Genomic DNA, 26,216 nt, shown 5'->3' on the forward strand with positions numbered 1-26,216 from the left:
TATCGACGAATTAAGGCGAATTGAAAAGCAAATCACGGTTTTTTTAAAATCGTGGCGAAAAATGAATAAAGATCTTTTGGCGCTTAATGAACAAAATGCGGCGTTGTCTCGCGATTATGCGCAATTAAAAGAAGCCCATGAAATGCAGATAAAAACCGTTTGCGATGAACATGAAAGCGCTTTAGAACGCGTGAAAACAGAATGGCAGCAAAAATATGATGCCGATATGGTGGCGATAAAAACGCAGCTGGATAATGTTGAACACGATTGGCAACAAAAAGTAGCGGCTTTGCAGGCAGATTTGGAAGAAGAACGGCGGATTAAAAATGTCATGATGGCGCGGATTCGAGGAGTGGAAGTATGAGTCGGGAAAGCATTGAGTTGACGCTCACCATTTTGAATAAAAATTATCAAATGACTTGCGATCCGCATGAACGGCTTTTACTCGAAGAAGCCGCCGAAATTTTTAATCAGCATTTGGAAGATTTACGGCAGAAAAATCCGAAATTGTTGCTGGAACAGTTATTTATGCTCGGCGGATTGCAAATGGCATTTAATTTATTGCAGGAACAACAAACATTTTCGCGCGAAGTTTCTACCGTCAACCAAATCAGTGAACGTCTGCTGACCACGCTCGAAGCAGCGGCAGCAGAAGATCAGAAAAATATGGAATTAGAATCCTAATTGATGAAACCATTGTTTGATTTTTTCAATTTCCGCGGCGCAGACCTCATGTCCCATCGGATAACTGATGTATTCGCTGTCATATCCTGCCGCCGATAATATTTGATGCGCGCGGTAACCGGCTTGCGGCATCACAATGCTATCTTCCGTGCCGTGAATATGAAGAATTTTAGGCGATGATGGCGTTGGCGCTGGTATGTTGTTTTCTTCAGCCAAATAACAAGAAAGCGCCAAAATGCCGCGGCAGGGGTTTTTGAGTCCTAAATGAAGCGACATGACGCCGCCTTGAGAAAATCCTGCAAAAATGATGCGTTCGGCGGCGATGTTGTCGGCGCGTTGCGCGTTATAAATGAGTTCTATTTGTGCGGCAGAGCGTTCAATGCCAACGGTATCAACATTTTTCATTTCGATATCGGAGATGTCGTACCACGCGCGCATGCGCATTCCTTGATTAATCGTGATGGGCATAACGTTAGCGTTGGGAAATATAACGCGTGTTGTAGGTTTTAAATCAAGATGCGGCAAAAGTGGCGCGAAATCGTCGGCATCGGCGCCTAATCCATGTAACCAAATAATGGCGTGGGTGGCAGGTTTTTGGGAGAGATGAATGATTTGTTCTAAAGGTTGCGTCATAGTTTTTTCAGAGGTTGTTAAAAATGATGAGGGTAACATTTTTTATAATGATAATGTGTATTTACGGCTGCGGTAATAAAGGGGCGTTGTATCTTCCCGAAGAGGCGCCAATGTCCGCACTAAACGGCAGTAATGAAGATGCGGTGTGATATCGTGATCAATGACAATAACTGTGGGAAAATAAGCACCTCTTGCTAAATAATGCCGCTATTTTGCGCGGCGCTTAATCTTGCGAGGAAATGGTTGCAAGCATATAATCCTTCCTCGTTTATTCGTATTCATATATGCAGCCTTATACTCAAGGAGAAAACATGAAAGGAACTCGCCAACTTGCTTCTTTGCGCTCGGCAATCGTATTGGCAATGGGATTGAGTTTGAGCCAATCGGCATTAGCGGTTAATTTAGGTCCAATTCAGGTAAACTCTTATTTGGGTCAACCATTAAGAGCCAGTATTATCTTAACCGATATTAGTGATGCCCAAGCCCAATCTGCTAAGGTGAGACTGGCAGAAAATGCTGCGTATCAAGCGCGCGGAATCGCGAAAACTCCAGAACAAGGCGCATTGCAATTTTACGTTCGTAAAACCGGTGATCAGTATCGCGTTATTGTGAGTACAAATACGGCTGTTAATGAACCTTTTATCAATTTTATTTTGTCTTTTCATGCGGGCTCGAGTGAGTTAAATCGTGAGTATGCTGTATTTTTAAATCCCGATCCGGCAGCGCAAGCGGGATTGATTGCGACGCCCATTGAATCGATGTCGGCGGTGGCTTTGCCCAAAAATATTCGACCGGCAGATCCAAAAACACAAGGGTGGGGCGGTCAAATGCAACCCGCGGCTCCTGCCTATCAGGGCGGAACGTATGGTCCAATTAAAGCAGGGGAAACGCTTTATTCAATAGCTGTTGCAACGCGTCCGAATGAAAGCATTTCCGTTAACGAATGGATGCAACAGATTTTTTCTGCCAACCGTCATGCTTTTTCATCAAGCAGTTTGAGCAGTTTAAAGAAAAATGAAGTTTTAACGTTGCCAAGCGGTGCAAAACCAGCGGAAAATGTATCGTCAGGTAGAACAAAAACCACTCCTAAAAAACCGCAAAAACCAGTTACTTCAACCGCGCCAAGCGTTAATAATGTTCAAGAGCCGCCGAAACCGACGGAAGAAGCGCCGGAAACGCCTGCGGCGGAATCGAGTGATATTCCTTCTACGTCACAAATTGATATTCCGGAAGAAGAGGAAAATAGCGCCGTTGTGCCTGTAGAAATGAAACCCGAGGAAGTGGCGCAATTAAAACCAGAAGAAACGCCCGAAGTACTGCCGACAACCGGACAAAAAATAGAACCACCGGCGCCAAATGAGCCGGAAGTTGCGAAAACCGAAGCGCCGGAAATTACAACAGAACCAGAAGCTCCAGCAGAAATTGCGCCAGAATTACCTGATGCAGTGCCGCTGCAAGAACCGTTGCCAGCCAATGATGAACAACTGGCTTTAGATGATCCGCACACTATTCCAGTTGAGGAACCAGCGGCACCACCGGTGGAAGAACCCGAAATTACGCCGCCAGTGGAAGAGCCTGTGGCACCGCCGGAAGCTATTGTTGAAAAACCCAAAAATGATGCACCTCGAGTAGAAACCAATAAACAACCGGTTCAATTAGCTGATGAAGCGCAAAAAACTGATGATTCGGATAAAATTTTTGGCATTCCGAAGCTGTATCTCTTTGGCGGATTCGGATTAGTTTCTTTGTTACTTGCCGGATTGGTGGGTTATAAGTTGATTCGTAAGCGCCGCGGCAATCATTATGACGAACAATATTCCGAACTCGTTGATTATGATGATCAAATCGCGGAATTGGTTGCCGAAATGGAAGAACGGGAGCAAGTTAAAACGGCTTCCGTGAGTAGTGGCGAAGATGATTTTTCTGATTTAGATGAAATGTCATTTCAAGAAAAACATGAAGACTATTCTGATGATGAATCAACTCATTCATTTGATAATTACGATAAATCTACCGACGCCGAATCTGTGATCGATGATGATGATTTCTTCGGCGGCGAGGATTTTTCCAGCACTGATGATGATCATTCTAGCGCACGCGTGGAAACTGCATCTGATGATGATTTCTTCAGCGGTGAAGATTTCGGTTCTGGAGATGAAGCTTCTAAACCAGAAAAAATCGCAGAAATACCAGCAGCGTCTGATGATGATTTCTTCAGCGGTGAAGATTTCGGTTCTGGAGATGAAGCTTCTAAACCAGAAAAAATCGCAGAAATACCAGCAGCGTCTGATGATGATTTCTTCAGTGGCGAAGATTTTGGATTTGGTGATGATGCTGCTGAACCGGAAAAAGTGGCGGAAACACCCGCGCCCGCAGCTGATGACGATTTCTTCAGTGGCGAAGATTTCGGATTTGGTGATGATACTGCTGCCGCACCGGAAAAAGTGGCGGAAACACCCGCGCCTGCAGCTGATGATGATTTCTTCAGCGGTGAGGATTTCGGATTTGGCGATGATGCTGCCGAACCGGAAAAAGTGGCGGAAACACCCGCGCCTGCAGCTGATGATGATTTTTTCAGCGGTGAAGATTTTGGATTCGGTGATGATACTGCCGAACCAGAAAAAGTAGCAGAAACACCCGCGCCTGCAGCTGATGATGATTTTTTCAGCGGTGAAGATTTTGGATTCGGTGATGATACTGCCGAACCAGAAAAAGTAGCAGAAACACCCGCGCCTGCAGCTGATGATGATTTCTTCAGCGGAGATTTCGGATTTGGAGATGATACTGCCGCACCGGAAAAAGTAGCAGAAACGCCCGCGCCTGCGACTGATGATGATTTCTTCAGCGGAGATTTCGGATTTGGAGATGATACTGCCGCACCGGAAAAAGTAGCAGAAACGCCCGCGCCTGCGACTGATGATTTCTTTAGCGATGCAGCAGTAAAAGAAGAATTGGATTCTAATTTAGATGCTATTCAAGAAACAATAGCGCCCGAAGTTCCAGAAACGGTTGTTGCACCAGAGCCAGAAGTTGATGAACAAGCGATGGCGATTAATATCGATTTGGCGGCAACTTATATCGCTAGCGGCGTTAAACCCGAAAAAGCGAGAATTTGGTTGAACGAAGTGCTGGAAAAAGGTACTGATGCGCAAAAAGAACAAGCGCAAAACTTATTGAAAAAATTGGGGTAATTTGAAATAGAGAAAAAAAGATATGCCGTTGTCGTTGAATACGACGGCGGCGCTTATTCAGGCTGGCAATTCCAGCCTTTTTTTCGTAATACCATTCAAGAGCATGTCGAGCGCGCTTTGTCGCAAATTGCGGATCATTCGGTAGAAACGGTTTGTGCAGGCAGAACTGATGCCGGCGTGCATGCTTATGGGCAGGTGATTCATTTTGATACGCATGCCGTTCGTTCAACATATGCTTGGTTGACGGGAGCAAATCGATATTTGCCCGAGGATATTCGTTTGCAAACAATGGTTTGTGTGAGAAATGATTTTCACGCGCGCCATGATGCACAGCGGCGGTATTATCGTTATTTTATTTATAATGCGCCGCAACCGAGCGCGATTTTTCGGCGCCATTGTTATTGGCATCGTTATCCTTTGGATTGCGACAAAATGATGCGTGCTGGAAATTTTTTGTTGGGAGAACATGATTTTAGCGCGTTTCGTTCGGCAGAATGTCAGGCGAAAACGCCTTTTCGTTTTATAGAAAGTGTGCAAATTAAACGAGAGGGCGCTTGGGTTATCGTTGATATTTGCGGTAATGCTTTTTTGCATCATATGGTGCGCAATATTGTTGGCAGTTTGTTGCCGGTCGGCGATGGACGGAAACCAGTTTTTTGGTTAAAAGAAGTTCTTGAATCTGGTGACCGCAAAAAAGCCGGTGTAACAGCACCGGCTGCGGGATTGTTTCTTCATTCGGTACGTTATCCTGAAGCGGATAAAATCCCCGTACCTTTAGTTAATAACCTGAAATTATAAGAGAATTTTAGCAAGCGTTAAACCAAATGCTAAACTAAATCCTAAACTTAATAATCCAGGTAGCATAAAGCTGTGGTTGAAAATATATTTCCCGATTTTTGTAGTTCCGGTGGTATCAAAGTCAATAGCGGCAATGATAGGACCGTAGTTTGGGATAAAGAAATAACCGTTTACAGCAACAAATGTTCCAATAATAATCGGAGCGGGAACGTTCAAAGCAATACCAACGGGAAATAGGGTGGCAACGGTCGCGCCTTGGCTGTTCACTAAAACAGATAATAAAAACAGCGCAAAAGCAAATGTCCATGGTTTTGTTTCCACCAAAGAGGAAACGAATACCTTAACTTCTTCAAGATGACCTTGCATCAATGTATCACCTAACCATGCAATACCAAATACCGCGATGACCGCGCGCATTCCCGCATGAAATACGGATCCTTTGGTGATTTTATCGCCATTGGGTTTGCAAAATAATATGATCAAAGCGCCACAAGCTAGCATCACAATCTCGATTGTATGCGCCATGCCCATGGGTTTTTCGTCAAATATCGGACGCAAACTGGGCAATGCGCCCATGATGACGACTAATAATGCGGCAGATAGGAATAAATAAACGGAAAGTTTTGCTTTGCTGCCGATAACAATTTCTACTTCGGTAGCTGTAGTTGCATCGGATTCGACCTTTTGTTCTTTAATGCGTTGTTGATAAATAGGATCATCCTTTAATTCTTTACCCATTTTATTGATGAAAATACATGCCAAACCAATACCTAATATGGTTGATGGAATTGTGACTTTCAAAATATCAGCCATAGTAACGTGTTGCGGTTCCAAATAAGCGGTTGCCGCGACGACTGCTGCTGCAATAGGAGAAGCAACAATGGCAAATTGAGATGCAATAACTGCCATAGAAAGCGGGCGTTCGGGACGAATACCATTTTGACGGCTTACTTCAGCAATCACAGGTAATACAGAATAAGCAACGTGTCCGGTACCGGCTAACATTGTAAATGTATAAGTAACGGCAGGCGCGATAAACGTAATATATTTGGGATTTTTGCGCAGAACTTTAGTAGCGATTTTAATCATATAATCTAAACCGCCAGCAGCTTGCATCGCCGCAGCAGCGGAAACAACCGCCATAATCATCAACATAACATCAATCGGCGGACTGGTTGGTTCCAATCCAAAACCAAAAGATAAAATCGCTAAACCAACACCGCCCAAAACTCCCAAACCGATTCCGCCAATTTGAGCGCCAATCAGAATACACACCAAAACGATGGTAAATTGTATGAAAAATAACATAATGACCTCATTGTTTACGAAAAATGAGTATTAATTTTAGCAAGTTTTTTAGTATTTTTTTGACTATCTGTTGTTTGTAAATATTCGCAGAATGCATATTATGTTAAATGAAAGACGGCAGTCCCTACAAAAGATAATGTGTGTAAATAGGAAGGAAAATTTTATTATGATTGCCGTCCAAATTTTTTGTGCTGCGTTTAGCATAAAAAAACTAAACTGATCGAAAATAACAAATGAAAAATGAAAATTAACAACACTGCGCGTTTAAATTCGGCGCCAATCGTACTTACATCGTGCGCCTGCATAAAACAAGAAATATGTTGTGTAAAAAACGGCAGCGTCACCACCCACAACATGCTTTTCCAATCCACAATCAGCGCAAATAGAAAATAGCATAAAAAACCACTGGTTAACAGAAATAAATGAAAAAATTTACTGCCTTTAAAACCCAACCGCACCGCAACCGTTATTTTGCCGGCAATTTTATCACCGTGAATATCGCGCGTATTATTAATATGCAAAATCGCCGCAGTTAAAAAGCCTGCACCGCACGCCGGTAAAATATTTTGCCAATACAAATCTTCCACTTGCAACGCATAACTTCCGTAAACTCCAATCAAACCAAAAAAGATAAATACGGAAATTTCGCCAAAACCATAATAACCATAAGCAAACCGCCCAAAAGTATAAAAAATTGCGGCGATAATGCTCAATAATCCCAAAATGGCAAAACCAAACGCTTCTGCCCAAGTGGTCGTGCTCACCATCAATAATAAAAAACCGCTGCATAAACAACATAATAAACAAATCAAAATTGCCAATTCAACTTGTTTTTTTGAAAGCACGCCGCGTATAAATAAACTTTTCGGCGCCGTATTTTCGCGCACGTCGTCCGTTCCGCGAATGCCGTCGCCGTAATCATTGGTAATATTTGACAAAATTTGCAGCAACACGGCAGTTAATAAATTAAGAACAAAAACAGAATTTTGCCAATTTCCTTGATAAAAAGCTAAAGCATTTCCACAAACCACAATGGAAAAAGCAAGCAGCAAGGTTTTAGGGCGTAATAAAGCAATATATTTCATAGAATTATCCTTAAATTTGAGCAAGTTGTGGATCGGGCGGTAAACCGGTTTGCCGTAACGCTTCGTATAAAACAATCGCAACGCTATTTGATAAATTCAAACTGCGGGAACAGGCTTGCATCGGCAAACGCAATTTATGTTCTGGTGCAATTTCGGCATGAACTTCTTCCGTCAAACCAGAAGTTTCGCTGCCAAAAAGTAACACATCATTTGGAGAAAATGCCGCATCATAAACGCATCGTTTTCCGCGCGTCGTTAATGCCCAAATACATGATTCTTTTGGAAAATAACGCGCAAAATCTGACCAATTTTCGTGATGTGTGATTTCGGCAAATTCTGCATAATCCAATCCCGCGCGGCGCAATCGTTTATCGTCCCAAACGAAACCCGTGGGGTGAATAATATGGAGTTTTACGCCCGTATTAGCGCATAAACGAATAATATTTCCGGTATTAGGCGGAATTTGAGGGTGAAAAAGAGCAACATGCATAAAAACCTCACGATTGACAGTGGCGACAAATGCCCGAAAACACAACCGGCGCCGCCGTTTCTAATGCAAAACCGTTTTTAGTGCAAAAATTCACTAATTGCTCGCGGATATTTTCTGCCAAAATTTCTTCAATTCTACCGCAAGACGTGCAATTTACAATGATACTGACGTGATTTTGATGGAAATGTTGACAAAAAATATAACCATTAAGCGCATCGGCGCGATGCAAAATGCCAACGCTGACCAAAAAATCCAAAGCGCGATACACGGTTGGCGGCGCTGCCGTTTTTTTGATTTTGCGCAAATCGTCTAAAATATCGTAAGCTTTGATAACGTCTTCTTTATGTTGCAAAACCAGCGATAAAATCAGCCGCCGACTTGGTGTTAATTTTGCTTTTTTTTGCTGACAATGTACTTCCGCGGCGCGTAAAACTGCCTGTATTTCTGAATCGTTCATAAATTAATCAGATGAAAAAATTTCCTTATTTTAGGATAAAAAATAACATTTTGCCGATGCCGTAAACGCATTTTTGCGGATTTTGGAATCAAGAAAGCCGATAAAACGGCAACATAAAAATCATTTATAAAACAAAAAGAGACTGCCCAAAGAGCAATCTCTTTTAAAACGACAAATTTATTGCGATTGTTTGGCAACGGATTCTTGTAATTTTTTAATCGCTTCGGCATCGCCTAAAAAATAATCCGCGCAAAGATTCATATCATCGTCAAATTCAAAAACATAAGGAATACCCGTTGGCAGATTCAAATCGGTAATTTCCGTTTCGGAAATGCCTTTTAAATGCTTAATAATCGCGCGCAAACTGTTCCCGTGCGCCACAATTAAAACCGTATTTTCCGCAATTAAAACCGGTTTTATCACCACTTCCCAATAAGGCATAATGCGCGCAATCGTATCTTTTAACGATTCCGTCAGCGGTAAATCCTGCCGCGCAACGCGTTGATAACGGCGATCATTATGCGGCGCGCGCGCATCAGAATATTCCAGCGCTGCCGGCGCCGTGTCAAAACTCCGCCGCCACAATAATACTTGTTCTTGACCGTATTGCGCCGCGGTTTCTTTTTTATTGAGTCCTTGCAACGCGCCATAATGTTTTTCATTTAAGCGCCACGTTTTGTGGACATCAATCCAATCCAAATCCATCACATCTAAAATAATATTGAGCGTTTTTATCGCGCGTTTTAGATAAGAAGTAAAAGCCGTTTGAAAAAAAATACCCTCTTTTTGTAACAATTGCGCGGCTGTCGCGGCTTCCTTTTGACCTTGTTCTGTTAAATCAACGTCCGTCCAACCGGTAAACAAATTTTCTAAATTCCACTGACTTTGCCCGTGGCGCACTAATACTAATTTTTTCATGATTCCAACTCATCTTTTTTTCTGTCTAAAAACCAACGTAATGCCCCGAGCATCGTTGCTTGTCTGCCCAAAGCCGCGCAACAAATCGTTTTCGGCATAAAACGAGAAAGCGGCAATTTTTCCGCAATCATATGGCGAAATTTCAATTCCACAATTTCCGCCGCTGCGATGCCGCCGCCCAATAACACAATATCCGGCGCCAATAAATATAACGCCGGCAATAAACCATCGGTTAAATGATCCAACATTTGATCCAAAGCCAGCATGGCATGATGATCGCCTACACTAAAACGCGCAAAAAATTGCCGTCCGTCAATTTCTTCACCGCTGCGTTGCGCGTAATCTGCGAGCAATGCCGTTGTTGAAGCTTTTTCTTCTAAAAATTTACCGTCAGCAAGCGGCAATAAACCGATTTCGCCAGCGGTAAAATGGCTGCCGTGCAATATTTTTCCGTCTGATAAAACCGCGCCGCCCAAACCCGTTCCAATGCTCACGCATAACACAGTTTTTCCACCGCGCGCCGCGCCCTGCCAATATTCTCCCAACGCCAAAGCGTTCACATCATTTTCTAAACTACATGGCACACCGCAAGACGATTCCGTCATCGCTTTGAGTGGCGTGCCACTGTAATGCGGGATATTGTTTGAAATTTCAATAACGCCTTCATAAGGATCAATAATGCCGGCGCTGGCAAGCGCAATGCCGCTGATGGGATAACGTCCCGACAAATGAAAATACATACGCGCAATTTGTCCGGCAATATCATTGCCATTTTTTCCAATCGTCGTCAGTTCTTCCGGCAGCGGCGAAATGCAATGACCTTCTTCATCATAAATTGCCGCCTTGATAAAACTGCCACCAATATCAACGGTGAGAATAACGTTTTTCATGTTTAAAACCTTTAAAAATCAACGATTATCAGCGTTACGATGTATTTTTATTTTAAAAACAGCTTTGCGCAATTTTTTACTGTTACCAACGATAATGCCCGTTTGATGAGCATCTTGCGGATAAAAAACTGCTAATTGTTGTGGACGAAAAATAAATTGGGAAACCGTTTCCGGCGGTGTCACCGGCAAAAAATCGCGTTCAGAAACATAATTGCCGCAGCGGCAATCGGCTAAAAAAGCATGATTGATGCCCTCTTCTGCCGTAAATAAATAATGAACATCGATATAATCTTGGTGCGCTTCCCAAATACGTTGTGCGGCGGTTGCCGTTTCATAAGAAAAAACGTTGACGAAAAAGTTCCTGCCGTCAATTTCATAACAACCTTCAGATTCTTGCGCCAAATCATGTTGCGCAAGAAATTGCCGCACCCGATCACCGCTGCCCAAACAAGGAAAAGGCGCGCGCAAATCAATCAGTTCCATGATCTTCTTCAGCCTTTTCGCTGTTGACTTCTTCCACTTCAATTTCAAGTTCTGCGCTTGATTGCTTCACCATTCTTTTCGACAAAATCGTGATGCCGTCGCGTGTATTATTGATTAAATCAGCGGCTAATTCGTGCGGATCATCGGTTTCTTGAAATTGCGCTGCCGCGGCTAACAACATTTGCAAATTCACGCCGCTGACAACTTCAATTTGTCGCCGCCCTTCTTCGGCAATCATGACGCATTCGCGAAAAGGCGTGCCCGATAAAATATCGATCAAAAATAAAACGGGCGTATCGCCGGCGTGATCAACGGCATTATCGAGCGCCTCGCGCAATTGTCCGGCGCTCATTTCCTTTTTAAAATTAATAAATTCACAAAAAGAAAAATCTTTTCCTAAAGCTTGAACTCCAGAACGCAAACCCGTTGCAAATTCTCCATGTCCACAAACCACTAAATGAATCATATTTTATCCTCATTTTCGTTGTAGCGCGTATACGCAAGCTACTCAATATTTTGGAAAAACGTCCGCAGTGTAGCATAGACTTTTCTTCCGCTATTCTTTTTTACCGAGCGTAAAAATTTTATAAGTTGCTGATGATGGACAAGTCAGCAATCAATTCAAATCCTTTTTGTAAAGCCGTCAGTAACGCAAGACGATTGATTTGCACGTCAGGATTTTCCGTCATCACCATCACTTGCGCAAAAAACGCTTCCAAAGGTTCCGCTAACGATCCTAATTGTTGCAACGCTGTTTCATAGTTGCCGGCAGAAACCGCCGCCAGCAAAGCGTTGTGCATCTGCTCCCATTGTTGCCACAAATGTTTTTCCGCGGATTCTTGCAATAAATCTGTTCGCACCGCGGTTTGTTGTGTGCCATTTTTTTTCAAAATATTGCGGATACGTTTGGCGCTGGCAAAAAAGCTCAAAGCAGCATCACTATTTGAAAACGGCGCCAACGCGCGCACGCGCTGATCAATATCAACCAAATTATCGCCATTTAATGCCAAGACCGCCTGCACGATTTCCGGCGCAATATTTTGTTCACGGTAATACGCTTGCAAACGTTCTAAAATATAAGCGCGCACGTCCATCACAAAATTTTTGGCGCCCAAAGCATCATGAAACTGCCCTGCCACCTTTTCCAACCACGGCGTCAATAATAACGGCACTTTCTTTTCAATTAATAAACGAATCAAACCAATTGCCATGCGGCGTAATGCATACGGATCTTTACTGCCAGTTGGTTGTGCGCCGATACTGAATCCGCCGATGAGTGTATCGAGTTTTTCCGCGATGGATAACGTAATGCCGACGGCAGTTTGCGGCAATTTATCGCCGGCAGCCGTAGGAAAATATTGTTCTTCTAAAGCTTGCGCAACTTCTGCCGATAAACCTTGATGCAACGCATAATAACGTCCCATTACGCCCTGCAATTCTGGAAATTCTTGCACCATCGCCGTTTGCAAATCGCTTTTTGCTAACCGCGCCGCGGTATATACGCTGTTTTTATCGGCGGCGGTCATTGCCGTTAATTCGCAGGCAATGGTTTGCACGCGGCGGGTTTTTTCTGCCAATGTTCCCAATTTTTCTTGATAAATCACGCGTTCCAATTGCGGCAAATAATCTTCTAATGGACGTTTTAAATCCTGTTGCCAGAAAAATTCGGCGTCAGCAAAGCGCGGACGAATCACTTTTTCATTACCTTTGCGCACTTCTTCTTCATTTCGCGATTCCAAATTGGCAACGGCAATAAAATAAGGCAGCAAAGTGCCCAACGTATCCATCACGGCAAACGTTTTTTGATGATCTTGCATGGTGGTGATTAAAACTTCCGGCGGCATCTTTAAAAAAGAACGATCAAAAGCGCCGGCAATGGCAATCGGCCATTCCGTTAAAGAAGCGACTTCTTTTACCAACGCTTCCGGCATTAATGCTTTGCCGCCCAAATCGCGCGCGAGCGCCTGCACTTGTTCACGAATACGATTGCAACGGGTTTCGTGATCAACGATAACATACGCCGCTTCCAAATCGGCTTCATACGTTTTTGCATGACGAATAGCAACGGGTTCGGCGTGATGAACGCGGTGACCTTGCGATAAATGTTGCGAGGCAACGCCAAAAAATTCTAAATCCCACACGTTATCATCGGCTAAAACTAACAAATTATGCACGGGACGCACAAAAGCATGATCGCAATCGCCCCAACGCATGCGTTTAGCAATCGGCAGTTTATCCATCACTTCGGCAAATAAATCCGGCAGCAAATCGGCAACGTTTTCCCCCATTTTTTCACCCCGAAAAATCAACCATTGCCCTTTTTCCGTGGTTTCAATAGCGAGTTGTTCCACATCAACGCCGCATGATGCCGCAAAACCTAACGCCGCTTTCGTCCAAGCATTATTTTTATCTTTTGCGGCTTGCAGTGATGGACCTTTGCGTTCGATTTTTTGATCGGTTTGTTTAACGGCTAATTGCCGCACGCGCCACGCTAAACGCCGCGGCGTTCCAAAAGCTTCAATTTCGCCGTGCGGAATCAACGCCGTTGTGAGCACGTTATCCCATAATTGAGCGCCGGCGCTGGCTAGTTCGGTGACGGCGCGCGTGGGTAATTCTTCGGTTCCGATTTCAATGAGTAAAGTAACGGTGTTCATTTCTCAATTCCTTGTTGACGGCAAAGCGGAAAATCTAAAGCGGCGCGCGTTTCATACCAAGCTTCCGCCGCAGCTTTTGATAATGCGCGAACGCGCAAAATATAACGTTGACGTTCGGTGACTGAAATTGCACGGCGCGCGTCTAATAAATTAAATAAATGTGATGCTTTTAGCGCCTGTTCGTATGCGGGTAACGGCAATTTTTTTTGCGCCAGCAATAAAGACATTTTCTCGGCGGCATCAAATTGGGCGCATAAATCGGCAATATCGGCATATTCAAAATTATAAAAAGATTGCTCACGCTCGTTTTGTTGATGAACATCGCCGTAGGTTAAAACACCGTCGGGCGTTGTCGTCCAAATTAAATCGTAAACGCTGTTCACATTTTGCAAATACATTGCAATGCGTTCTAAACCATAAGTTAATTCACCGGTTACGGGTTTGCATTCAATGCCGCCGACTTGTTGAAAATAGGTAAATTGGGAAATTTCCATGCCGTTTAACCAAACTTCCCAACCCAATCCCCACGCACCTAAAGTTGGCGATTCCCAATTATCTTCCACAAAACGAATATCTTGCGTTGCCGGATCAACGCCAATGGCATATAACGATTGCAAATAAAGCGCTTGTAAATCGGGCGCAGAGGGTTTTATCACCACTTGCATTTGATAATAACGCTGAAGACGATTGGGATTTTCGCCATAACGTCCATCGCTGGGACGGCGAGAAGCCTGCACAAAAATCGCGCGCCACGGTTCTGGTCCAATCGCGCGCAAAAAAGTTGATTCATGGAAAGTGCCCGCGCCAACTTCCATATCATAAGGTTGCATTAATGCGCAGCCGTGTTTTATCCAAAAGCGTTGCAATGTCAAGATCATATCTTGAAAAGAAAGCATATCCGCCATAAAAAATCACCTATCATCAACAAAAGTTAACTATTCTACCGCGTCACTGCTATCGTGCAAACGCATTGATCGTCTAAAATAAATCTTTTCATTTTAAGGAATCGATAATGACGCCTCATATCAATGCGCCGGCGGGGGCTTTTGCGGAAACGGTTTTATTTTGCGGCGATCCGCTGCGTGCGCAATTTATCGCGCATCATTTTTTAAAAAACGCGCAGGAAATCACTAATGTGCGCGCAATGTTGGGTTTTACCGGCGAATATCAACAGCACAAATTATCCGTGATGGGGCACGGCATGGGTATTCCGTCGTGTTCGATTTATGCTAAAGAATTGATTACCGAATACGGCGTAAAAAATCTGATTCGCGTGGGCAGTTGTGGCGCCGTGTTAGATGAGATTAAATTGCATGACGTTATCATTGCTTTATCAGCGGCAACGGATTCTAACGTGAACCGTCTGCGGTTTCGTCATTATGATTTTGCTGCCACTGCCGATTATTCTATTTTTTCCGCTTTAATTGCCGCGGCAGCGCAGCAAAATATCACCGCGCGAGTAGGAACCGTTTTTTCTACTGATTCTTTTTATCATGCGGATACTGAATTAATGGATTTATTAAAACGTTTTCACATCTTGGGCGTGGAAATGGAAGCGGCAGGATTATTTGGCGTTGCCGCAGAATATGGCGCGCGCGCCGGCTGCATTTTAACGGTTTCCGATCATATTTTGCGACAAGAAACCACCACGGCGCTGGAACGGCAAACGCGTTTTCATGACATGATCACAATTGCTTTGGAAGCGGCAGTACGTTTGGCGCATTAATAGGTTTTATCTAAAAAGAAATCGTCTTTACCGTGGCTGATGATGGATTTTCCTTCCGGCGTTAACAGTTCTAAGAAACCATTACCCACGCGAAAATAATGTTTGGGTTGCGTGTTATCAATATGAATGTGGCTTTGATCGGCAGACCAATCAAAGGAACCGGAAGATTTGCGATCGATTAATTCCTTGCCCAAATATTGGCTGCGCATGTTGTATGTTAAATCTTTATTTAACGTTAACATCATCGCAACACCTTCGCAGTCGCTGCACGGAAAAATGCCTTGATACGTTCCTTCCCAATGCACTTTTCGCCGCGCATTTTTCACCGCAGCATAATCATTGGCTTTGCGCTGCTGCTGATTGTGATGAGATGGTTGCTCGTCAGGTGCAGTTTGGCACGCGCATAATACGCTTAATAACACCAAAACCAAACCCATCTGACCTTTTTTCCCGCTTAACATGAAATTCTCCAAGAAAAATAGGTCGGGTATGTTATTGAAGCCCTGCCCTGCTTTCAAGTATCAATTGAGTCCTAATTTGTTGTAATCATGAAACAAAAGTCTCATGAAATCGCGATAATTTTGAATTTCTAATTTTTTGCAAATATCACGAAATGCGCTGTACGTACTTTCAAAAATTTTCTCGTCACCGTCTAAATCGCGCCAATAAGGACTTTTTCTCAATTCCTCGCGCACATGCGGTTTTAAACCAATGATGTATAAATCGCCGCCGTATTTAAGCAAACGTTCTCGTTCGGAAATCAAAAATTCAATGCCAGAAATATCAATTAAATTAATACCTTCCGCCATGATGATGACGTGTTGCCATTGATGATTAGCGGCGTATTGTTCCATCGTGCGGTGAATATGATCGATGGCGCCGAAAAAAAGTGAACCGTTGATTTGTACCACCGATATTTTAGGCGGATTATCTTGATGCAAAACCGCCGGCGTAATCGAGGAAAAATCAACTTCCACAATCACCGGGTGCGCCGTTTTTTGTAAATATAAAACCAGCGACAAAATCACGCCGACATAAATCGCAAATTCTAAATTTAAAAATAAAGTGGATAAAAACGTCACCAAAATGATTGCCGTTTCATTCGTACTGGTTCGGGCAATGATTTTAATATGAGTAATATCAAAGAGATTGTAGCCCGCTAACATAATCACGCCTGCCATCGCTGCCATCGGCAAATAGCGCGTAATCCAAGGAATGGTAATAATCACCGTGGCAACGATTAAAGAAGAAAACAATAAAGCAAACGGCGTTTTCGCGCCGGCATCATAATTCACCGCGCTGCGGTTAAAAGAACCCGATCCCACGTAACACGATAAAAAGCTGCCGATGATGTTTGACAAACCTTGTCCAAAAAATTCCTGATTGCCGTCAATGCGTTGATGGGAACGAATTGATAAAGAACGCGCGATTGAAACCGCTTCAATCAGTCCCAATAACGCCAAAGCAAATGCCGAAGGAATCATTGCCGAAATTTTTAAAATATCAAATGGCGGCGCGATAAATCGCGGTAATTTTTCTGGTAACGCGCCTAACATGGCAATGCCAGCTTCTTCACCGCCTAAAAACGAAGCCGTGACCGCGCCGGCAATCATGCCCAACAACATAAATGGTAATTTTTTACGATAAATCCGCAAAGAAATCGCCGTGATCAGCGTCACCGTCGCCACGATAAAACTATGCCAATGAATATGTGGCAATTGTTGATAAATTGCGCCCCATTTATCGATAAAACTCAAACCGCGGGCAATATCGATGCCCAAATAAGTCGGCAATTGGCTCAACATAATCAACACACCGGATCCAGCGGTAAAGCCAATAATCACCGTATGCGAGATAAAATTTACCAATCCGCCCAAACGAAATAATCCAAACGCTAATTGAATCACGCCCACAATCAGCATCAGCGTTAACGATAATCCAATATATTCTGGACTGCCCATTGCCGCGTAATTACTCACGATATTGGGAATAACGATAGAAAGCGCGATCGTCGGCCCGCTGACCATATGCAAAGATGATCCCCAAAATCCCGCGATAATTTGCACCACAATCGCGCTATAAAGTCCGAATTCTGGCGGTAAACCGGCAATTAAAGAAAAAGCAATACCTTGTGGTAACACCATCACGGCGCCCGTCAGCCCTGCCCAAAAGTCATATTGCACATTTTTCGGCGTAATGCGTTGATACCAATGCCGCATAGGCGTTAAACGGTAAAAAAGCATCTGCATTTTGTGCGCGATAAAACTGACTTTTCTCCGCATAAAAAAGCTTCCTCCAAGCTTTGCCGGTCGTTAAGAAAGAAGAAGTAAAAATCAACTTGAGCTTAAAAAGCCCAAGTTGATGTTGCGAGATTTATTTTTGAGCGGCGATGTGTTTTAAAACACTCTTTAAAAACGCCAAACAGGGTTCAATACTGTTGATTTCCAAATATTCTTTATCGCTGTGGAAACAAGCGCCAATAGGGCCAAAACCATCTAAAGAAGCAATACCGTGCGCAGACGTAATATTGGCATCTGATCCGCCGCCAACTGATTGCCAGCGTACTTCATGATTTACGGCTTTGCCCGCTTTTTCAACTAAAGCCATCAATTGCTCGGTTTTCGGGCTCATTTGCATCGCCAGTTTTTCGGAAGTTTTCGTAATTTTTACTTTAATATCAGGTGTAAAAGTATTTTTGACGCGTTCTTCCATATAACGCTCTAAGCGCGGTAATTCATCATTTTGCCAAAAACGAAAATCAACCGTTGCTCGCGCATAATCGGGCACCACATTCGTTGCGTTGCCGCCTGAGGCTAAACCTACGGTTAACGTGGTTCCGATATCGTTTTCATTGAATTTTTTCAAATCTAAAATCCAATGCGACATTTCCACCAAAGCCGAACGACCGCTGGCAGGATCATTGCCAGCATGAGCAGCAACACCATGAAATTCCAGTAAAAAGTTTCCAGAACCTTTGCGTAATTTCACCAAAGAACCGTCCGCCCGCGCCGCCTCGCAAACCAAAACGTAATCCGCTTTTGCTGCTTCTTCTAAAATCCACGCTTCTGAATAAACCGATCCCGTTTCTTCATCGGGATTATGCAAAATAGCGATAGACAACGCATCTAAATCTTGCGCGTCTAATTCGCTTACCGCGGCATACATCAATAAAACGCCTGCTTTCATATCGGCAACGCCCGGACCATAAGCCCGATCGCCTTCAACGCGGAATGGACGCGCGGCAACCGTACCTTCCGGAAAAACCGTATCCAAATGACCGATTAACATCACATCATAATGCGTTGGATTTTCGCGATTGGTAATCAGCAATCCCGGGCCAACTTTATCGCCCAAATCTTTGCGCGTGATGTGCCAGCCTTTAAGATTTTGATATTTTTCGGTAATTAAATCTGCGATTTTGGCAACGCCAGCGGTTAAATGCGTGCCGCAATCCACGTTTACTAATGGTTCTAATTGTTTTAAAAAAGTATTTTTATCCATAATTTTCTCCTTAAACGAATAAAGCCATCACTGCCATTGATAAAAAGGCATTAATAATAGAAATTAAAATCATGACAACGTAATGACGACTTTCTACACCGACAACACCCAAAAGGCGTCCGATATATTGAATTTGCGACCCCATCAAATACATTGCCGGCGCTAAAATGGCAATATCATTGAGCGATAACGTGCCCGCTGCAAACAAACTTGATGCCACGCCCACGCCGCCACCCATCGATAACCAAGATGCCAGCAATACCATCATTGCCTCGCCCGGCAAACCGAAAATTGTCATCAGTGGCGCAAACACTTTTCCCAGCAAAGTTAAAATTCCGGTTAAATTCAAAATATAAATGAGCACAAACGCCATTAAAACGTTAGGCAACATACTGTTAACGGCAATATTCCAGCCTTTGCGCACGCCTTCGACGAAAACGTCAGTCACCATCTTTTTTTGCTCTGCCATGTTATTGCTCCTCTTTAGTTGTAGTTTTATCGGCGGAATCGTCAGCAACAGGTGCGCCATCGGCGGCTACTTTCCGATCGGACAGTTTTAAATAAAAACGCATTAAATTGGCGCCGACGATTTTAAAAATAAACATCACCGCAAAACACAATCCAATGCTTGCCGGCACTTTTTCACCGCTGGCGGCAGTAAGCGCTAATAATGCCGCGCCGGAACCGAGGAAATTGGTAATCGTGGCGCCGGCGGAAAATTGAAACATGGAAAAGATTTCGCGCTCGTGTTGCGTGATTTTTTTCTCGTCATACAAAGCGCGCGTTAATGCTGCGCCGGCATCGGTGGATTGCAAGCTGGCGATTAATGCCAAACCGGCTTCTCCGGGAATGCCCAAAAGTGGACGCAAAATTTTGCTAAACAATTGCCGCATCGCGTCTAATGCGCCGTAAAACTCCAAAACGGCAACCATGCCCATAGCAAATAAAGTGGTGGGAATGAGGGAAAAAGCAAATAAAAAACCATCGCGTGCGCCGGTGCCGTCTTTACCGCGGAACGTGGTTTTTGCGGGTGCTTTTTCTGCGGTGACCGCGGCGGTAACGTCACCAAAACTACCGTTTAATGTATTGAAATCTAAAACTTTTAATATATTGTGGACTTTCTCCGGCGCCACATGAATGCTGTTAGCAAATTGCGTGGCGACGTTTTGCACGGGTTTGGAAACCGTAATGCCCGAAAAGAAAATAATGGCAAATATCAAGGCGATATATGCGCCGATACTGATTTTTTTAGGTTGTTGTTCTGTCATAAATTATTCCTCTTTTACTCCTCCGCTGATTGCGGCTTTTCCAGTATAACGAAAAAAAGGGAGAAATTTAATTGGCAGCAATTCGCCCAATCAGTTTGAATAAAAAGCGTTTTATACAAAATACCTTCGCCAGAAAAAAACAGATAACGCCGGCAAAATGCGCGATAAATTGCGGCAAGTTTTCGGTATAATTACGCCTTTTCGCGTTTTTGAGTTTCTAATACTATGCAACAACACATTCGAAATTTTTCTATTATTGCCCATATTGACCATGGAAAATCGACCCTTTCCGATCGTTTTATTCAAACTTGCGGCGGGCTTTCCGAACGGGAAATGGCAGAGCAAGTTTTAGATTCGATGGATATCGAGCGCGAACGCGGAATTACCATCAAAGCGCAAAGCGTTTCGCTCAATTACACGGCAAAAGACGGGCAAACTTATCAACTCAATTTTATTGATACGCCGGGGCACGTGGATTTTTCTTATGAAGTATCGCGTTCTTTATATGCGTGTGAAGGCGCTTTGTTGGTGGTTGATGCCGCGCAAGGTGTTGAGGCGCAATCCGTTGCCAATTGTTACACCGCAATTGATCACAATTTAGAAGTATTGCCGGTGCTTAATAAAATTGATTTGCCGTCTGCCAATCCAGAGAAAGTCAAACAAGAAATTGAGGAAATTATCGGACTCGATACCGCAGAAACCTTAAACGTCAGCGCCAAAACCGGCGTCGGGATTACGGAATTATTAGAACAAATTGTTGCTAAAATTCCGGCGCCCAGCGGCAACCCCGATGCACCAACGCGCGCGTTAATTATTGATTCGTGGTTTGATGCTTATGTGGGCGTGGTGTCGCTGGTGCGGGTTTTTGATGGACAATTGCGCTTGCGGCAAAAGATGAAAGTGATGAGTACGGGGGAAGAATACGTCATCACCAAATTGGGCATTTTTACGCCCAAACCTTGCGATCGCGAATTATTAAATACTGGCGATGTGGGTTTTGTCATCGCCGGCATTAAAGATATTAACGGCGCCCCCGTCGGCGATACGCTCACCGATGCTGCGCGTCCCACGGCTGAACGTTTACCCGGATTTAAAAAAGTACAACCGCGGGTGTTTTCCGGATTATTCCCCGTTGAATCAGATAATTATGAAAATTTACGCGATGCGTTGTCAAAATTGTGTTTAAACGATGCTTCTTTATTTTTTGAGCCGGAAGTTTCGCAAGCTTTGGGTTTTGGTTTTCGTTGCGGCTTTTTGGGCATGCTGCATATGGAAATTATTCAAGAACGCTTGGAACGCGAATACGATTTGGATTTGATTACGACCGCGCCGACCGTGGTTTATGAAGTGCTCACGACTGCCGGCGAATTATTGCACATCGATAACCCCAGCAAATTGCCGCCGGTCAATCATATTGAAGAAATACGCGAGCCGATTATCGCAGCGCACATTTTGCTGCCGCAGGATTACGTGGGCGCGGTGATGAAATTGTGCATTGATAAACGCGGCGTTCAAAAAAATATGCAATTTGCCGGTCAGCAAGTGCAATTGACGTTTGAAATGCCGATGAGTGAAGTTGTTTTGGATTTTTTTGATCGTTTGAAATCGGTTTCGCGCGGTTTTGCGTCTTTGGATTATGAATTTTTACGTTTTGAAGCGGCAAATTTGCAATGTTTAGATATTTTAATCAACGGCGATAAAGTTGATTCATTGTCGATTATCGTCCACAAAGAACAAGCACAATTTCGCGGACGGGAATTGGTTGACAAAATGAAGGAACTCATTCCGCGGCAAATGTTTGAAGTCGCCATTCAAGCGGCAATTGGCAATAGTATTATTGCGCGGTCAACGGTAAAAGCGTTGCGTAAAAACGTTTTGGCTAAATGTTACGGCGGCGACGTTTCGCGTAAACGCAAATTATTGGAAAAACAAAAAGCCGGTAAAAAACGCATGAAACAAGTCGGCAGTGTGGAAATTCCGCAGGAAGCTTTTCTCGCGGTATTAAAAGTTGACGGCAACGAAAAATAATAAGGAGCAAAAATGAATGCACTGATGGAAAATTTTGAATTGATTTTAACCGCGGCGGTGGTGGTGTGTTTCGTGTTTTATCTGCTGGATTCTAAGGATAGAAAAGTGAGAAATATGCTTTATCGCGTTTTTAAACGCGGCAATGAAACCGATCACGACCGCAATCTCTATGCCGCGCGTTTGGCTTTTGTGGTCGATTCCGATCGCAGTACGCGCCAAAAACGCAGAGATATTATTCAATCGGCGATTAAGCATATTAATCACCGTCAACCGTTAAGCAGCGATGAACTTTATTGGGCAAAGCACCCCGTTTATCCGCGCGAGAAATTTCGGGAATTTTTTGGCGGCATGTTTTGGATATTGTTTATTGTTTGGTTTGTGCGTTCCTTTTTATATGAACCGTTTCAAATTCCGTCAGCTTCGATGGAGCCAACGTTGCAAACGGGCGATTTTATTTTGACGGAAAAATTTTCTTATGGTTTTCGTTTGCCGGTAACGCATCAAAAAATATTTGATGTGGGCGCGGTAAAACGCGGTGATGTTATCGTTTTTCGTTATCCTAAAAATCCAAAGCTTAATTACATTAAACGCGTGGTTGCCGTGCCCGGCGATCATGTGCGCATTAAAGAAGGACGTTTATGGGTTAACGGGCAAGCGTTTTCATTAAATATTCAACAAACTGCCGTCGGACATGATGATCGCGCATCGTACAACGTTTTTTCAGAACAAATGCCCGATAAAAAGCCGCATTTCATTCAATTCAGACAAAATGCGCGCGAACGCATTATGTTATCCGGCGAATTTACCGTACCCGATCGCGCTTATTTTGTGATGGGCGATAATCGCGATAATTCGCAAGATAGCCGTTTTTGGGGCTTTGTGCCGGAGGAAAATTTGGTGGGCAAAGCGTTATTTATTTGGTTAAACCGCGATTGTGTGACCGGAAAAGGATTTTGTCGGCGCATTGGTTCAGGAATTTACTAATGAGTCACGCTCCAAAAATTAATTGGCAACTTTTAGAACACGCGCTTGGTTATTCGTTCCAAAATCCCGAATTATTGCAGCGCGCGCTGACGCACCGCAGTTTTAGCGCTGATCATAATGAACGTTTTGAATATTTAGGCGATGCTTTGCTGGAAACGGTCATCAGCGTTGCGTTATATCGCCGTTATCCGGAATCGCCGGAGGGCGATTTAACGCGGTTGCGCGCGGCGATTGTGAAAAGTTCGAGTTTGGCAGTGATTGCAAAACAATTGGATTTAGGACGTTATTTGCGTTTGGGCAGCGGCGAATTAAAAAGCGGCGGCAAACGGCGCGAGTCGATTTTAGCTGATGCCGTGGAAGCAATTATTGCTGCCGTTTATTTAGATAGCGATTTTTATCGTTGCGAACAAATAACCTTGGCGTTATTTGCGCCAGCAATTGCGGCGTTGCCTGATGTGGAAGCGCTCAAAGATCCTAAAACGCGTTTGCAGGAATATTTACAAAGCCGCGATTTACCGTTGCCCGTTTATGAACTCGTCGAGGAAAAAGGGCCAGAACACGCCAAAATATTTACAATTTCAGCAAAAAGTGAACGTTTTTGTACCACCGCGACCGCCAGTAGTCGTAAAAAAGCCGAACAAGCCGCGGCGGAATTACTTTTTTCTTGTTATCACGGAAAAAATCAGGGAGGAAAAGCATGAATACGCGTGCGGGCATGATCGCTGTTGTGGGGCGACCGAATGTGGGAAAGTCAACGCTTATTAATCATCTTTTGGGGCAAAAAATCGCTATTACCAGCCGTAAACCGCAAACAACGCGGCAGGCGTTGTTGGGTATTTATAGTGAAGATGATGTGCAAATGGTTTTTGTGGATACGCCAGGAATTCACCGCGATGGTAAAAAAGCGATTAATCGGCAGATGAATCGCGCGGCGTGGCAATCGATGCATGATGTTGATGTAATTTTGCATGTCAGCGAGGTAAAACGCTGGGAAGAAGATGATGCGCGGATTGCGGCAGAAATTGCGCAGATGAAGGTTCCGGCGGTGCATGTGGTCAATAAAATTGATCGGTTAAAAGATAAAGCGGATTTATTTCCAGAATTGCAGGCGCGGCAAAGTATTGCAAATTGGGCGGCAATTGTGCCCGTTAGCGCGGCGCGGTCGCAAAATTTGGAGGAATTATTGCGCGTTTTGGCGCCACTTTTGCCGGAACAGCCGTTTTTATATGATCAATCGCAGGTGACAACTGCCAGTATGCGTTTTTTGGCGGCGGAAATTGTTCGGGAAAAGTTATTTCGTTATGTGCATCAGGAAGTGCCTTATGAATTGGGTGTTATTATTGAACAATATCAATTAATTGGGAAAACGGTTCATATTGATGCCACGATTTTGGTTGAACGCGAAAGTCAAAAAGGGATTGTTATCGGCGTGGGTGGAAAAACGTTGAAAGCGGTTGGGCAAGCGGCACGCGAGGAATTGGAGCAAATTTTGGAGCAAAAGGTGATGCTGCGGAATTTTGTTAAAGTTGCCGATAACTGGCGCGATAATCATCGCATTTTGCAAAGTATGAGCGCAGGCAGCGGAACGGAGTTGTGAGTTGTTTAGCTGCCCTACCCTTTAATGAACGGGGCAGTATTTTTAATATTTTTTTTCATTTCATAAATATCACCGTAATCAGAAAAATAATGCGGCGATTCGTCGGAAAATGGTGATAATCAATTAAGCGCTAATCGCTTATTTTTTTGGTGTTTTTTTACAAAGTAAAAGCATATTTTTAGAAATTTAACGCGCAGGAATGCGCGAAATATGGTAGTTTATGCCAAGATTTCGCAATACTCATTATATTGAATCGTATAGTAATTTATCTGTTATGTTTAAAAATTGCTCGCTAGTATTTGATCCGATGAGAGATGCGGTATCAGTTGCGGGAGGTAGTGATATAAGATTAAGTGAATTGTTGGTTTGATCAAACTATCTCTTTTTTCTTTAATTCTTCGAAGAATTACGTCTTTAACTTATAAGGTTTCATATATGAAGGGTTTACCATGGCAGTGATTACATTAAATGTTCGCTCCGCTACACAAACAGCGGCGCGTTATACCCTAGATAGTAACCAAGCTTCGCCTTTGGTTGTTAATGCTGAAAATGGCGTTAATTATCAATTAACCGATCAGGCAACAGGTTTGGGTCCTAATAATATTTCCGTTATCAGAAATGGTGACAATTTGTATGTCAGTTTTGACGGCAATGCTGCACAGCCTGATTTGATTATTCAAAATTATTACGCAAATGGCATGCAAGGGCAGTTAGTCGGGCAAGGAGCTGATGGTTCTTTTCATGCCTATACGGGCGTTGATGCTGCGCAATCGTTGACGGCTTTACCTGAGCACGCACTGGCAACGCAAGTATTGGCCGATGAGGCATTGGTAAGCGCAAATTGGGTGCCAGCTGCAACAACTGCATCAGCAGCAATGGGTTCTGTTCCACCTTTGGCTTTTGCTGTGGGTGCGGCAGCTGTTGGTGGTTTGGCTATCAAGACGCACGGCGAAGACGATAAACCCAAATCCCACGACGAGATTTATAAAAATACTGACCCTGATCAAGGAGAAGCACCTGAAATACCGCCGGGATATGGTAATACTGGTGATAATAAATCAACAAAGCCAGAATTAGAGCTTAATGAGCACGGTACAGTTGAGATCACCTTTCCTGATGCTTCAGCAAACAAAAAAGCAAATGTCATTATTCACGACAGCGCTACTAGTAAAAATATTGAAATAGAACTTGTTCCTGACGGCAGCGGTTGGAAACTTGCTGACGGAATGGCAGCAAAGTATTCAAATTATACCAACCTGATGAGTTTTAAAGGGAATCAAGTCATTATTAAAGTTGGTACCTTGACTGATGGTTCGAGAATTAGCGCGCAAATTATTGACGTTAACACGGGAATACCTGAATCTGGTGATCAGGTAATTTCTATAGGTAACCCGGAAAATCCGACCAACCCGGTAGATCCTGAAAATCCAGATAAACCGACTGACCCGGAAAATCCGACCAACCCGGTAGATCCTGAAAATCCAGATAAACCGACTGACCCGGAAAATCCGACCAACCCGG

General features: G+C 43.7%; 26 protein-coding genes and 1 pseudogene. 11 read left to right on the forward strand and 16 right to left on the reverse strand.

The genetic code is table 11. From position 1 onward, the window contains the following. Window positions 1–61: 61 nt before the first annotated feature. Complete coding sequence (locus AKG33_RS06920) at window positions 62–364, forward strand: hypothetical protein (protein ID WP_123962258.1); 303 nt, start codon at window positions 62–64, stop codon at window positions 362–364. Continuing rightward, a complete protein-coding gene (locus AKG33_RS06925; RefSeq protein ID WP_012031046.1) occupies window positions 361–684 on the forward strand; it encodes a cell division protein ZapA in 324 nt (107 codons plus the stop codon). Before AKG33_RS06920 ends, AKG33_RS06925 begins: the two co-directional genes overlap by 4 nt. On the opposite strand, the gene AKG33_RS06930 is transcribed toward AKG33_RS06925, so the two are convergent. Further along, window positions 673–1,317 (reverse strand): alpha/beta hydrolase, encoded by a 645-nt coding sequence (locus AKG33_RS06930; protein WP_050708052.1) that lies wholly within the window; start codon window positions 1,315–1,317, stop codon window positions 673–675. The two genes, AKG33_RS06925 and AKG33_RS06930, sit on opposite strands and share 12 nt — an antisense overlap. Window positions 1,318–1,343: 26 nt before the next feature. On the opposite strand from AKG33_RS06930, the gene lptM reads away from it, so the two are divergent. The 3 genes from lptM (at window position 1,344) to truA (ending at window position 5,306) form a co-directional block, all read left to right on the forward strand. Further along, window positions 1,344–1,466, forward strand: a complete 123-nt coding sequence (lptM, locus tag AKG33_RS07540) for an LPS translocon maturation chaperone LptM (RefSeq protein ID WP_407712508.1) — start codon at window positions 1,344–1,346, stop codon at window positions 1,464–1,466. 162 nt (window positions 1,467–1,628) lie between these two features. Further along, window positions 1,629–4,508, forward strand: a complete 2,880-nt coding sequence (locus AKG33_RS06935; RefSeq protein WP_012031044.1) for a FimV/HubP family polar landmark protein — start codon at window positions 1,629–1,631, stop codon at window positions 4,506–4,508. A gap of 6 nt (window positions 4,509–4,514) precedes the next feature. Then, complete coding sequence (gene truA / locus AKG33_RS06940) at window positions 4,515–5,306, forward strand: tRNA pseudouridine(38-40) synthase TruA (RefSeq protein ID WP_041729514.1); 792 nt, start codon at window positions 4,515–4,517, stop codon at window positions 5,304–5,306. Here truA and AKG33_RS06945 read toward each other — a convergent pair. The 10 genes from AKG33_RS06945 to glyQ form a co-directional block, all read right to left on the reverse strand. Then, window positions 5,301–6,614 carry an anaerobic C4-dicarboxylate transporter gene (locus AKG33_RS06945; RefSeq protein ID WP_012031043.1) on the reverse strand — a complete coding sequence of 438 codons (1,314 nt, stop codon included), beginning with the start codon at window positions 6,612–6,614 and terminating at the stop codon, window positions 5,301–5,303. The genes truA and AKG33_RS06945 overlap by 6 nt on opposite strands. Before the next feature lie 197 nt (window positions 6,615–6,811). Then, window positions 6,812–7,699 (reverse strand): 1,4-dihydroxy-2-naphthoate octaprenyltransferase, encoded by an 888-nt coding sequence (gene menA, locus AKG33_RS06950; protein ID WP_012031042.1) that lies wholly within the window; start codon window positions 7,697–7,699, stop codon window positions 6,812–6,814. 10 nt (window positions 7,700–7,709) lie between these two features. Further along, the gene (locus AKG33_RS06955; protein WP_012031041.1) at window positions 7,710–8,189 is read right to left on the reverse strand and encodes a tRNA (cytidine(34)-2'-O)-methyltransferase; all 480 of its coding nucleotides are present in this window, start codon (window positions 8,187–8,189) and stop codon (window positions 7,710–7,712) included. Window positions 8,190–8,196: 7 nt separating this feature from the next. Then, entirely contained in the window at window positions 8,197–8,646 is a 450-nt protein-coding gene (locus tag AKG33_RS06960) for a transcriptional repressor (protein ID WP_012031040.1), read from the reverse strand. Window positions 8,647–8,823: 177 nt separating this feature from the next. Continuing rightward, window positions 8,824–9,564 carry a 2,3-diphosphoglycerate-dependent phosphoglycerate mutase gene (gene gpmA, locus AKG33_RS06970; RefSeq protein ID WP_050708053.1) on the reverse strand — a complete coding sequence of 247 codons (741 nt, stop codon included), beginning with the start codon at window positions 9,562–9,564 and terminating at the stop codon, window positions 8,824–8,826. Then, window positions 9,561–10,454, reverse strand: a complete 894-nt coding sequence (locus AKG33_RS06975) for an ROK family protein (RefSeq protein WP_012031038.1) — start codon at window positions 10,452–10,454, stop codon at window positions 9,561–9,563. The genes gpmA and AKG33_RS06975 overlap by 4 nt, the downstream gene beginning before the upstream one ends. Window positions 10,455–10,472: 18 nt before the next feature. Then, on the reverse strand, window positions 10,473–10,937 hold the full coding sequence (locus AKG33_RS06980; RefSeq protein ID WP_012031037.1) for a YhcH/YjgK/YiaL family protein: 465 nt from the start codon (window positions 10,935–10,937) through the stop codon (window positions 10,473–10,475). Further along, on the reverse strand, window positions 10,924–11,403 hold the full coding sequence (locus tag AKG33_RS06985; RefSeq protein WP_012031036.1) for a PTS sugar transporter subunit IIA: 480 nt from the start codon (window positions 11,401–11,403) through the stop codon (window positions 10,924–10,926). Before AKG33_RS06985 ends, AKG33_RS06980 begins: the two co-directional genes overlap by 14 nt. A 118-nt stretch (window positions 11,404–11,521) precedes the next feature. Further along, complete coding sequence (glyS, locus tag AKG33_RS06990) at window positions 11,522–13,591, reverse strand: glycine--tRNA ligase subunit beta (RefSeq protein WP_050708054.1); 2,070 nt, start codon at window positions 13,589–13,591, stop codon at window positions 11,522–11,524. Further along, window positions 13,588–14,487 carry a glycine--tRNA ligase subunit alpha gene (gene glyQ / locus AKG33_RS06995; protein WP_082203975.1) on the reverse strand — a complete coding sequence of 300 codons (900 nt, stop codon included), beginning with the start codon at window positions 14,485–14,487 and terminating at the stop codon, window positions 13,588–13,590. Before glyQ ends, glyS begins: the two co-directional genes overlap by 4 nt. A gap of 116 nt (window positions 14,488–14,603) precedes the next feature. Here glyQ and deoD point away from each other — a divergent pair, with 116 nt between their 5' ends. Beyond that, window positions 14,604–15,317 carry a purine-nucleoside phosphorylase gene (gene deoD, locus AKG33_RS07000; protein ID WP_012031033.1) on the forward strand — a complete coding sequence of 238 codons (714 nt, stop codon included), beginning with the start codon at window positions 14,604–14,606 and terminating at the stop codon, window positions 15,315–15,317. Here deoD and AKG33_RS07005 read toward each other — a convergent pair. From AKG33_RS07005 to AKG33_RS07025, 5 genes are all read right to left on the reverse strand, one after another. After that, complete coding sequence (locus AKG33_RS07005; RefSeq protein WP_012031032.1) at window positions 15,314–15,778, reverse strand: copper resistance protein NlpE; 465 nt, start codon at window positions 15,776–15,778, stop codon at window positions 15,314–15,316. The two genes, deoD and AKG33_RS07005, sit on opposite strands and share 4 nt — an antisense overlap. A 60-nt stretch (window positions 15,779–15,838) precedes the next feature. After that, a complete protein-coding gene (locus AKG33_RS07010) occupies window positions 15,839–17,599 on the reverse strand; it encodes a SulP family inorganic anion transporter (RefSeq protein WP_012031031.1) in 1,761 nt (586 codons plus the stop codon). A 91-nt stretch (window positions 17,600–17,690) separates the two neighbouring features. After that, window positions 17,691–18,818 carry a M20 family metallopeptidase gene (locus tag AKG33_RS07015; protein ID WP_012031030.1) on the reverse strand — a complete coding sequence of 376 codons (1,128 nt, stop codon included), beginning with the start codon at window positions 18,816–18,818 and terminating at the stop codon, window positions 17,691–17,693. Window positions 18,819–18,828: 10 nt separating this feature from the next. Further along, window positions 18,829–19,287: a YjiG family protein gene (locus AKG33_RS07020; RefSeq protein WP_012031029.1), complete on the reverse strand. Its 459-nt coding sequence runs from the start codon at window positions 19,285–19,287 to the stop codon at window positions 18,829–18,831. Window position 19,288: 1 nt separating this feature from the next. Next, window positions 19,289–20,086, reverse strand: coding sequence for a nucleoside recognition domain-containing protein (locus AKG33_RS07025; protein ID WP_012031028.1), 798 nt, complete (start codon window positions 20,084–20,086; stop codon window positions 19,289–19,291). A gap of 225 nt (window positions 20,087–20,311) precedes the next feature. Between AKG33_RS07025 and lepA the strand changes: the two genes are divergently transcribed. The 5 genes and pseudogenes from lepA to AKG33_RS07545 all read left to right on the forward strand — a co-directional run. Next, window positions 20,312–22,114: a translation elongation factor 4 gene (lepA, locus tag AKG33_RS07030; RefSeq protein ID WP_012031027.1), complete on the forward strand. Its 1,803-nt coding sequence runs from the start codon at window positions 20,312–20,314 to the stop codon at window positions 22,112–22,114. A 12-nt stretch (window positions 22,115–22,126) separates the two neighbouring features. After that, window positions 22,127–23,098 (forward strand): signal peptidase I, encoded by a 972-nt coding sequence (gene lepB / locus AKG33_RS07035; protein ID WP_012031026.1) that lies wholly within the window; start codon window positions 22,127–22,129, stop codon window positions 23,096–23,098. Continuing rightward, window positions 23,098–23,799: a ribonuclease III gene (rnc, locus tag AKG33_RS07040; RefSeq protein WP_012031025.1), complete on the forward strand. Its 702-nt coding sequence runs from the start codon at window positions 23,098–23,100 to the stop codon at window positions 23,797–23,799. The genes lepB and rnc overlap by 1 nt, the downstream gene beginning before the upstream one ends. Then, window positions 23,796–24,695 (forward strand): GTPase Era, encoded by a 900-nt coding sequence (gene era / locus AKG33_RS07045; RefSeq protein WP_012031024.1) that lies wholly within the window; start codon window positions 23,796–23,798, stop codon window positions 24,693–24,695. Before rnc ends, era begins: the two co-directional genes overlap by 4 nt. A gap of 449 nt (window positions 24,696–25,144) precedes the next feature. Further along, window positions 25,145–26,216: pseudogene (locus AKG33_RS07545) on the forward strand (hypothetical protein); the annotation flags it as partial.

The sequence above is a fragment of the Dichelobacter nodosus genome (assembly GCF_001263335.1).
Classification (GTDB): domain Bacteria; phylum Pseudomonadota; class Gammaproteobacteria; order Cardiobacteriales; family Cardiobacteriaceae; genus Dichelobacter; species Dichelobacter nodosus.

Coding starts and splice junctions, on each gene's coding strand:
- rnc (WP_012031025.1), top strand. CDS start 23,098: ATGAGTCACGCTCCAAAAATTAATTGGCAACTTTTAGAACACGCGCTT.
- AKG33_RS07025 (WP_012031028.1), bottom strand. CDS start 20,086: ATGACAGAACAACAACCTAAAAAAATCAGTATCGGCGCATATATCGCC.
- lptM (WP_407712508.1), top strand. CDS start 1,344: ATGAGGGTAACATTTTTTATAATGATAATGTGTATTTACGGCTGCGGT.
- era (WP_012031024.1), top strand. CDS start 23,796: ATGAATACGCGTGCGGGCATGATCGCTGTTGTGGGGCGACCGAATGTG.
- AKG33_RS06920 (WP_123962258.1), top strand. CDS start 62: ATGAATAAAGATCTTTTGGCGCTTAATGAACAAAATGCGGCGTTGTCT.
- glyS (WP_050708054.1), bottom strand. CDS start 13,591: ATGAACACCGTTACTTTACTCATTGAAATCGGAACCGAAGAATTACCC.
- gpmA (WP_050708053.1), bottom strand. CDS start 9,564: ATGAAAAAATTAGTATTAGTGCGCCACGGGCAAAGTCAGTGGAATTTA.
- AKG33_RS06935 (WP_012031044.1), top strand. CDS start 1,629: ATGAAAGGAACTCGCCAACTTGCTTCTTTGCGCTCGGCAATCGTATTG.
- lepB (WP_012031026.1), top strand. CDS start 22,127: ATGAATGCACTGATGGAAAATTTTGAATTGATTTTAACCGCGGCGGTG.
- menA (WP_012031042.1), bottom strand. CDS start 7,699: ATGAAATATATTGCTTTATTACGCCCTAAAACCTTGCTGCTTGCTTTT.
- AKG33_RS06955 (WP_012031041.1), bottom strand. CDS start 8,189: ATGCATGTTGCTCTTTTTCACCCTCAAATTCCGCCTAATACCGGAAAT.
- AKG33_RS06985 (WP_012031036.1), bottom strand. CDS start 11,403: ATGATTCATTTAGTGGTTTGTGGACATGGAGAATTTGCAACGGGTTTG.
- AKG33_RS06960 (WP_012031040.1), bottom strand. CDS start 8,646: ATGAACGATTCAGAAATACAGGCAGTTTTACGCGCCGCGGAAGTACAT.
- AKG33_RS06930 (WP_050708052.1), bottom strand. CDS start 1,317: ATGACGCAACCTTTAGAACAAATCATTCATCTCTCCCAAAAACCTGCC.
- AKG33_RS07020 (WP_012031029.1), bottom strand. CDS start 19,287: ATGGCAGAGCAAAAAAAGATGGTGACTGACGTTTTCGTCGAAGGCGTG.
- AKG33_RS06980 (WP_012031037.1), bottom strand. CDS start 10,937: ATGGAACTGATTGATTTGCGCGCGCCTTTTCCTTGTTTGGGCAGCGGT.
- AKG33_RS07010 (WP_012031031.1), bottom strand. CDS start 17,599: ATGCGGAGAAAAGTCAGTTTTATCGCGCACAAAATGCAGATGCTTTTT.
- AKG33_RS06925 (WP_012031046.1), top strand. CDS start 361: ATGAGTCGGGAAAGCATTGAGTTGACGCTCACCATTTTGAATAAAAAT.
- AKG33_RS06945 (WP_012031043.1), bottom strand. CDS start 6,614: ATGTTATTTTTCATACAATTTACCATCGTTTTGGTGTGTATTCTGATT.
- lepA (WP_012031027.1), top strand. CDS start 20,312: ATGCAACAACACATTCGAAATTTTTCTATTATTGCCCATATTGACCAT.
- deoD (WP_012031033.1), top strand. CDS start 14,604: ATGACGCCTCATATCAATGCGCCGGCGGGGGCTTTTGCGGAAACGGTT.
- AKG33_RS06975 (WP_012031038.1), bottom strand. CDS start 10,454: ATGAAAAACGTTATTCTCACCGTTGATATTGGTGGCAGTTTTATCAAG.
- AKG33_RS07015 (WP_012031030.1), bottom strand. CDS start 18,818: ATGGATAAAAATACTTTTTTAAAACAATTAGAACCATTAGTAAACGTG.
- glyQ (WP_082203975.1), bottom strand. CDS start 14,487: ATGCTTTCTTTTCAAGATATGATCTTGACATTGCAACGCTTTTGGATA.
- AKG33_RS07005 (WP_012031032.1), bottom strand. CDS start 15,778: ATGTTAAGCGGGAAAAAAGGTCAGATGGGTTTGGTTTTGGTGTTATTA.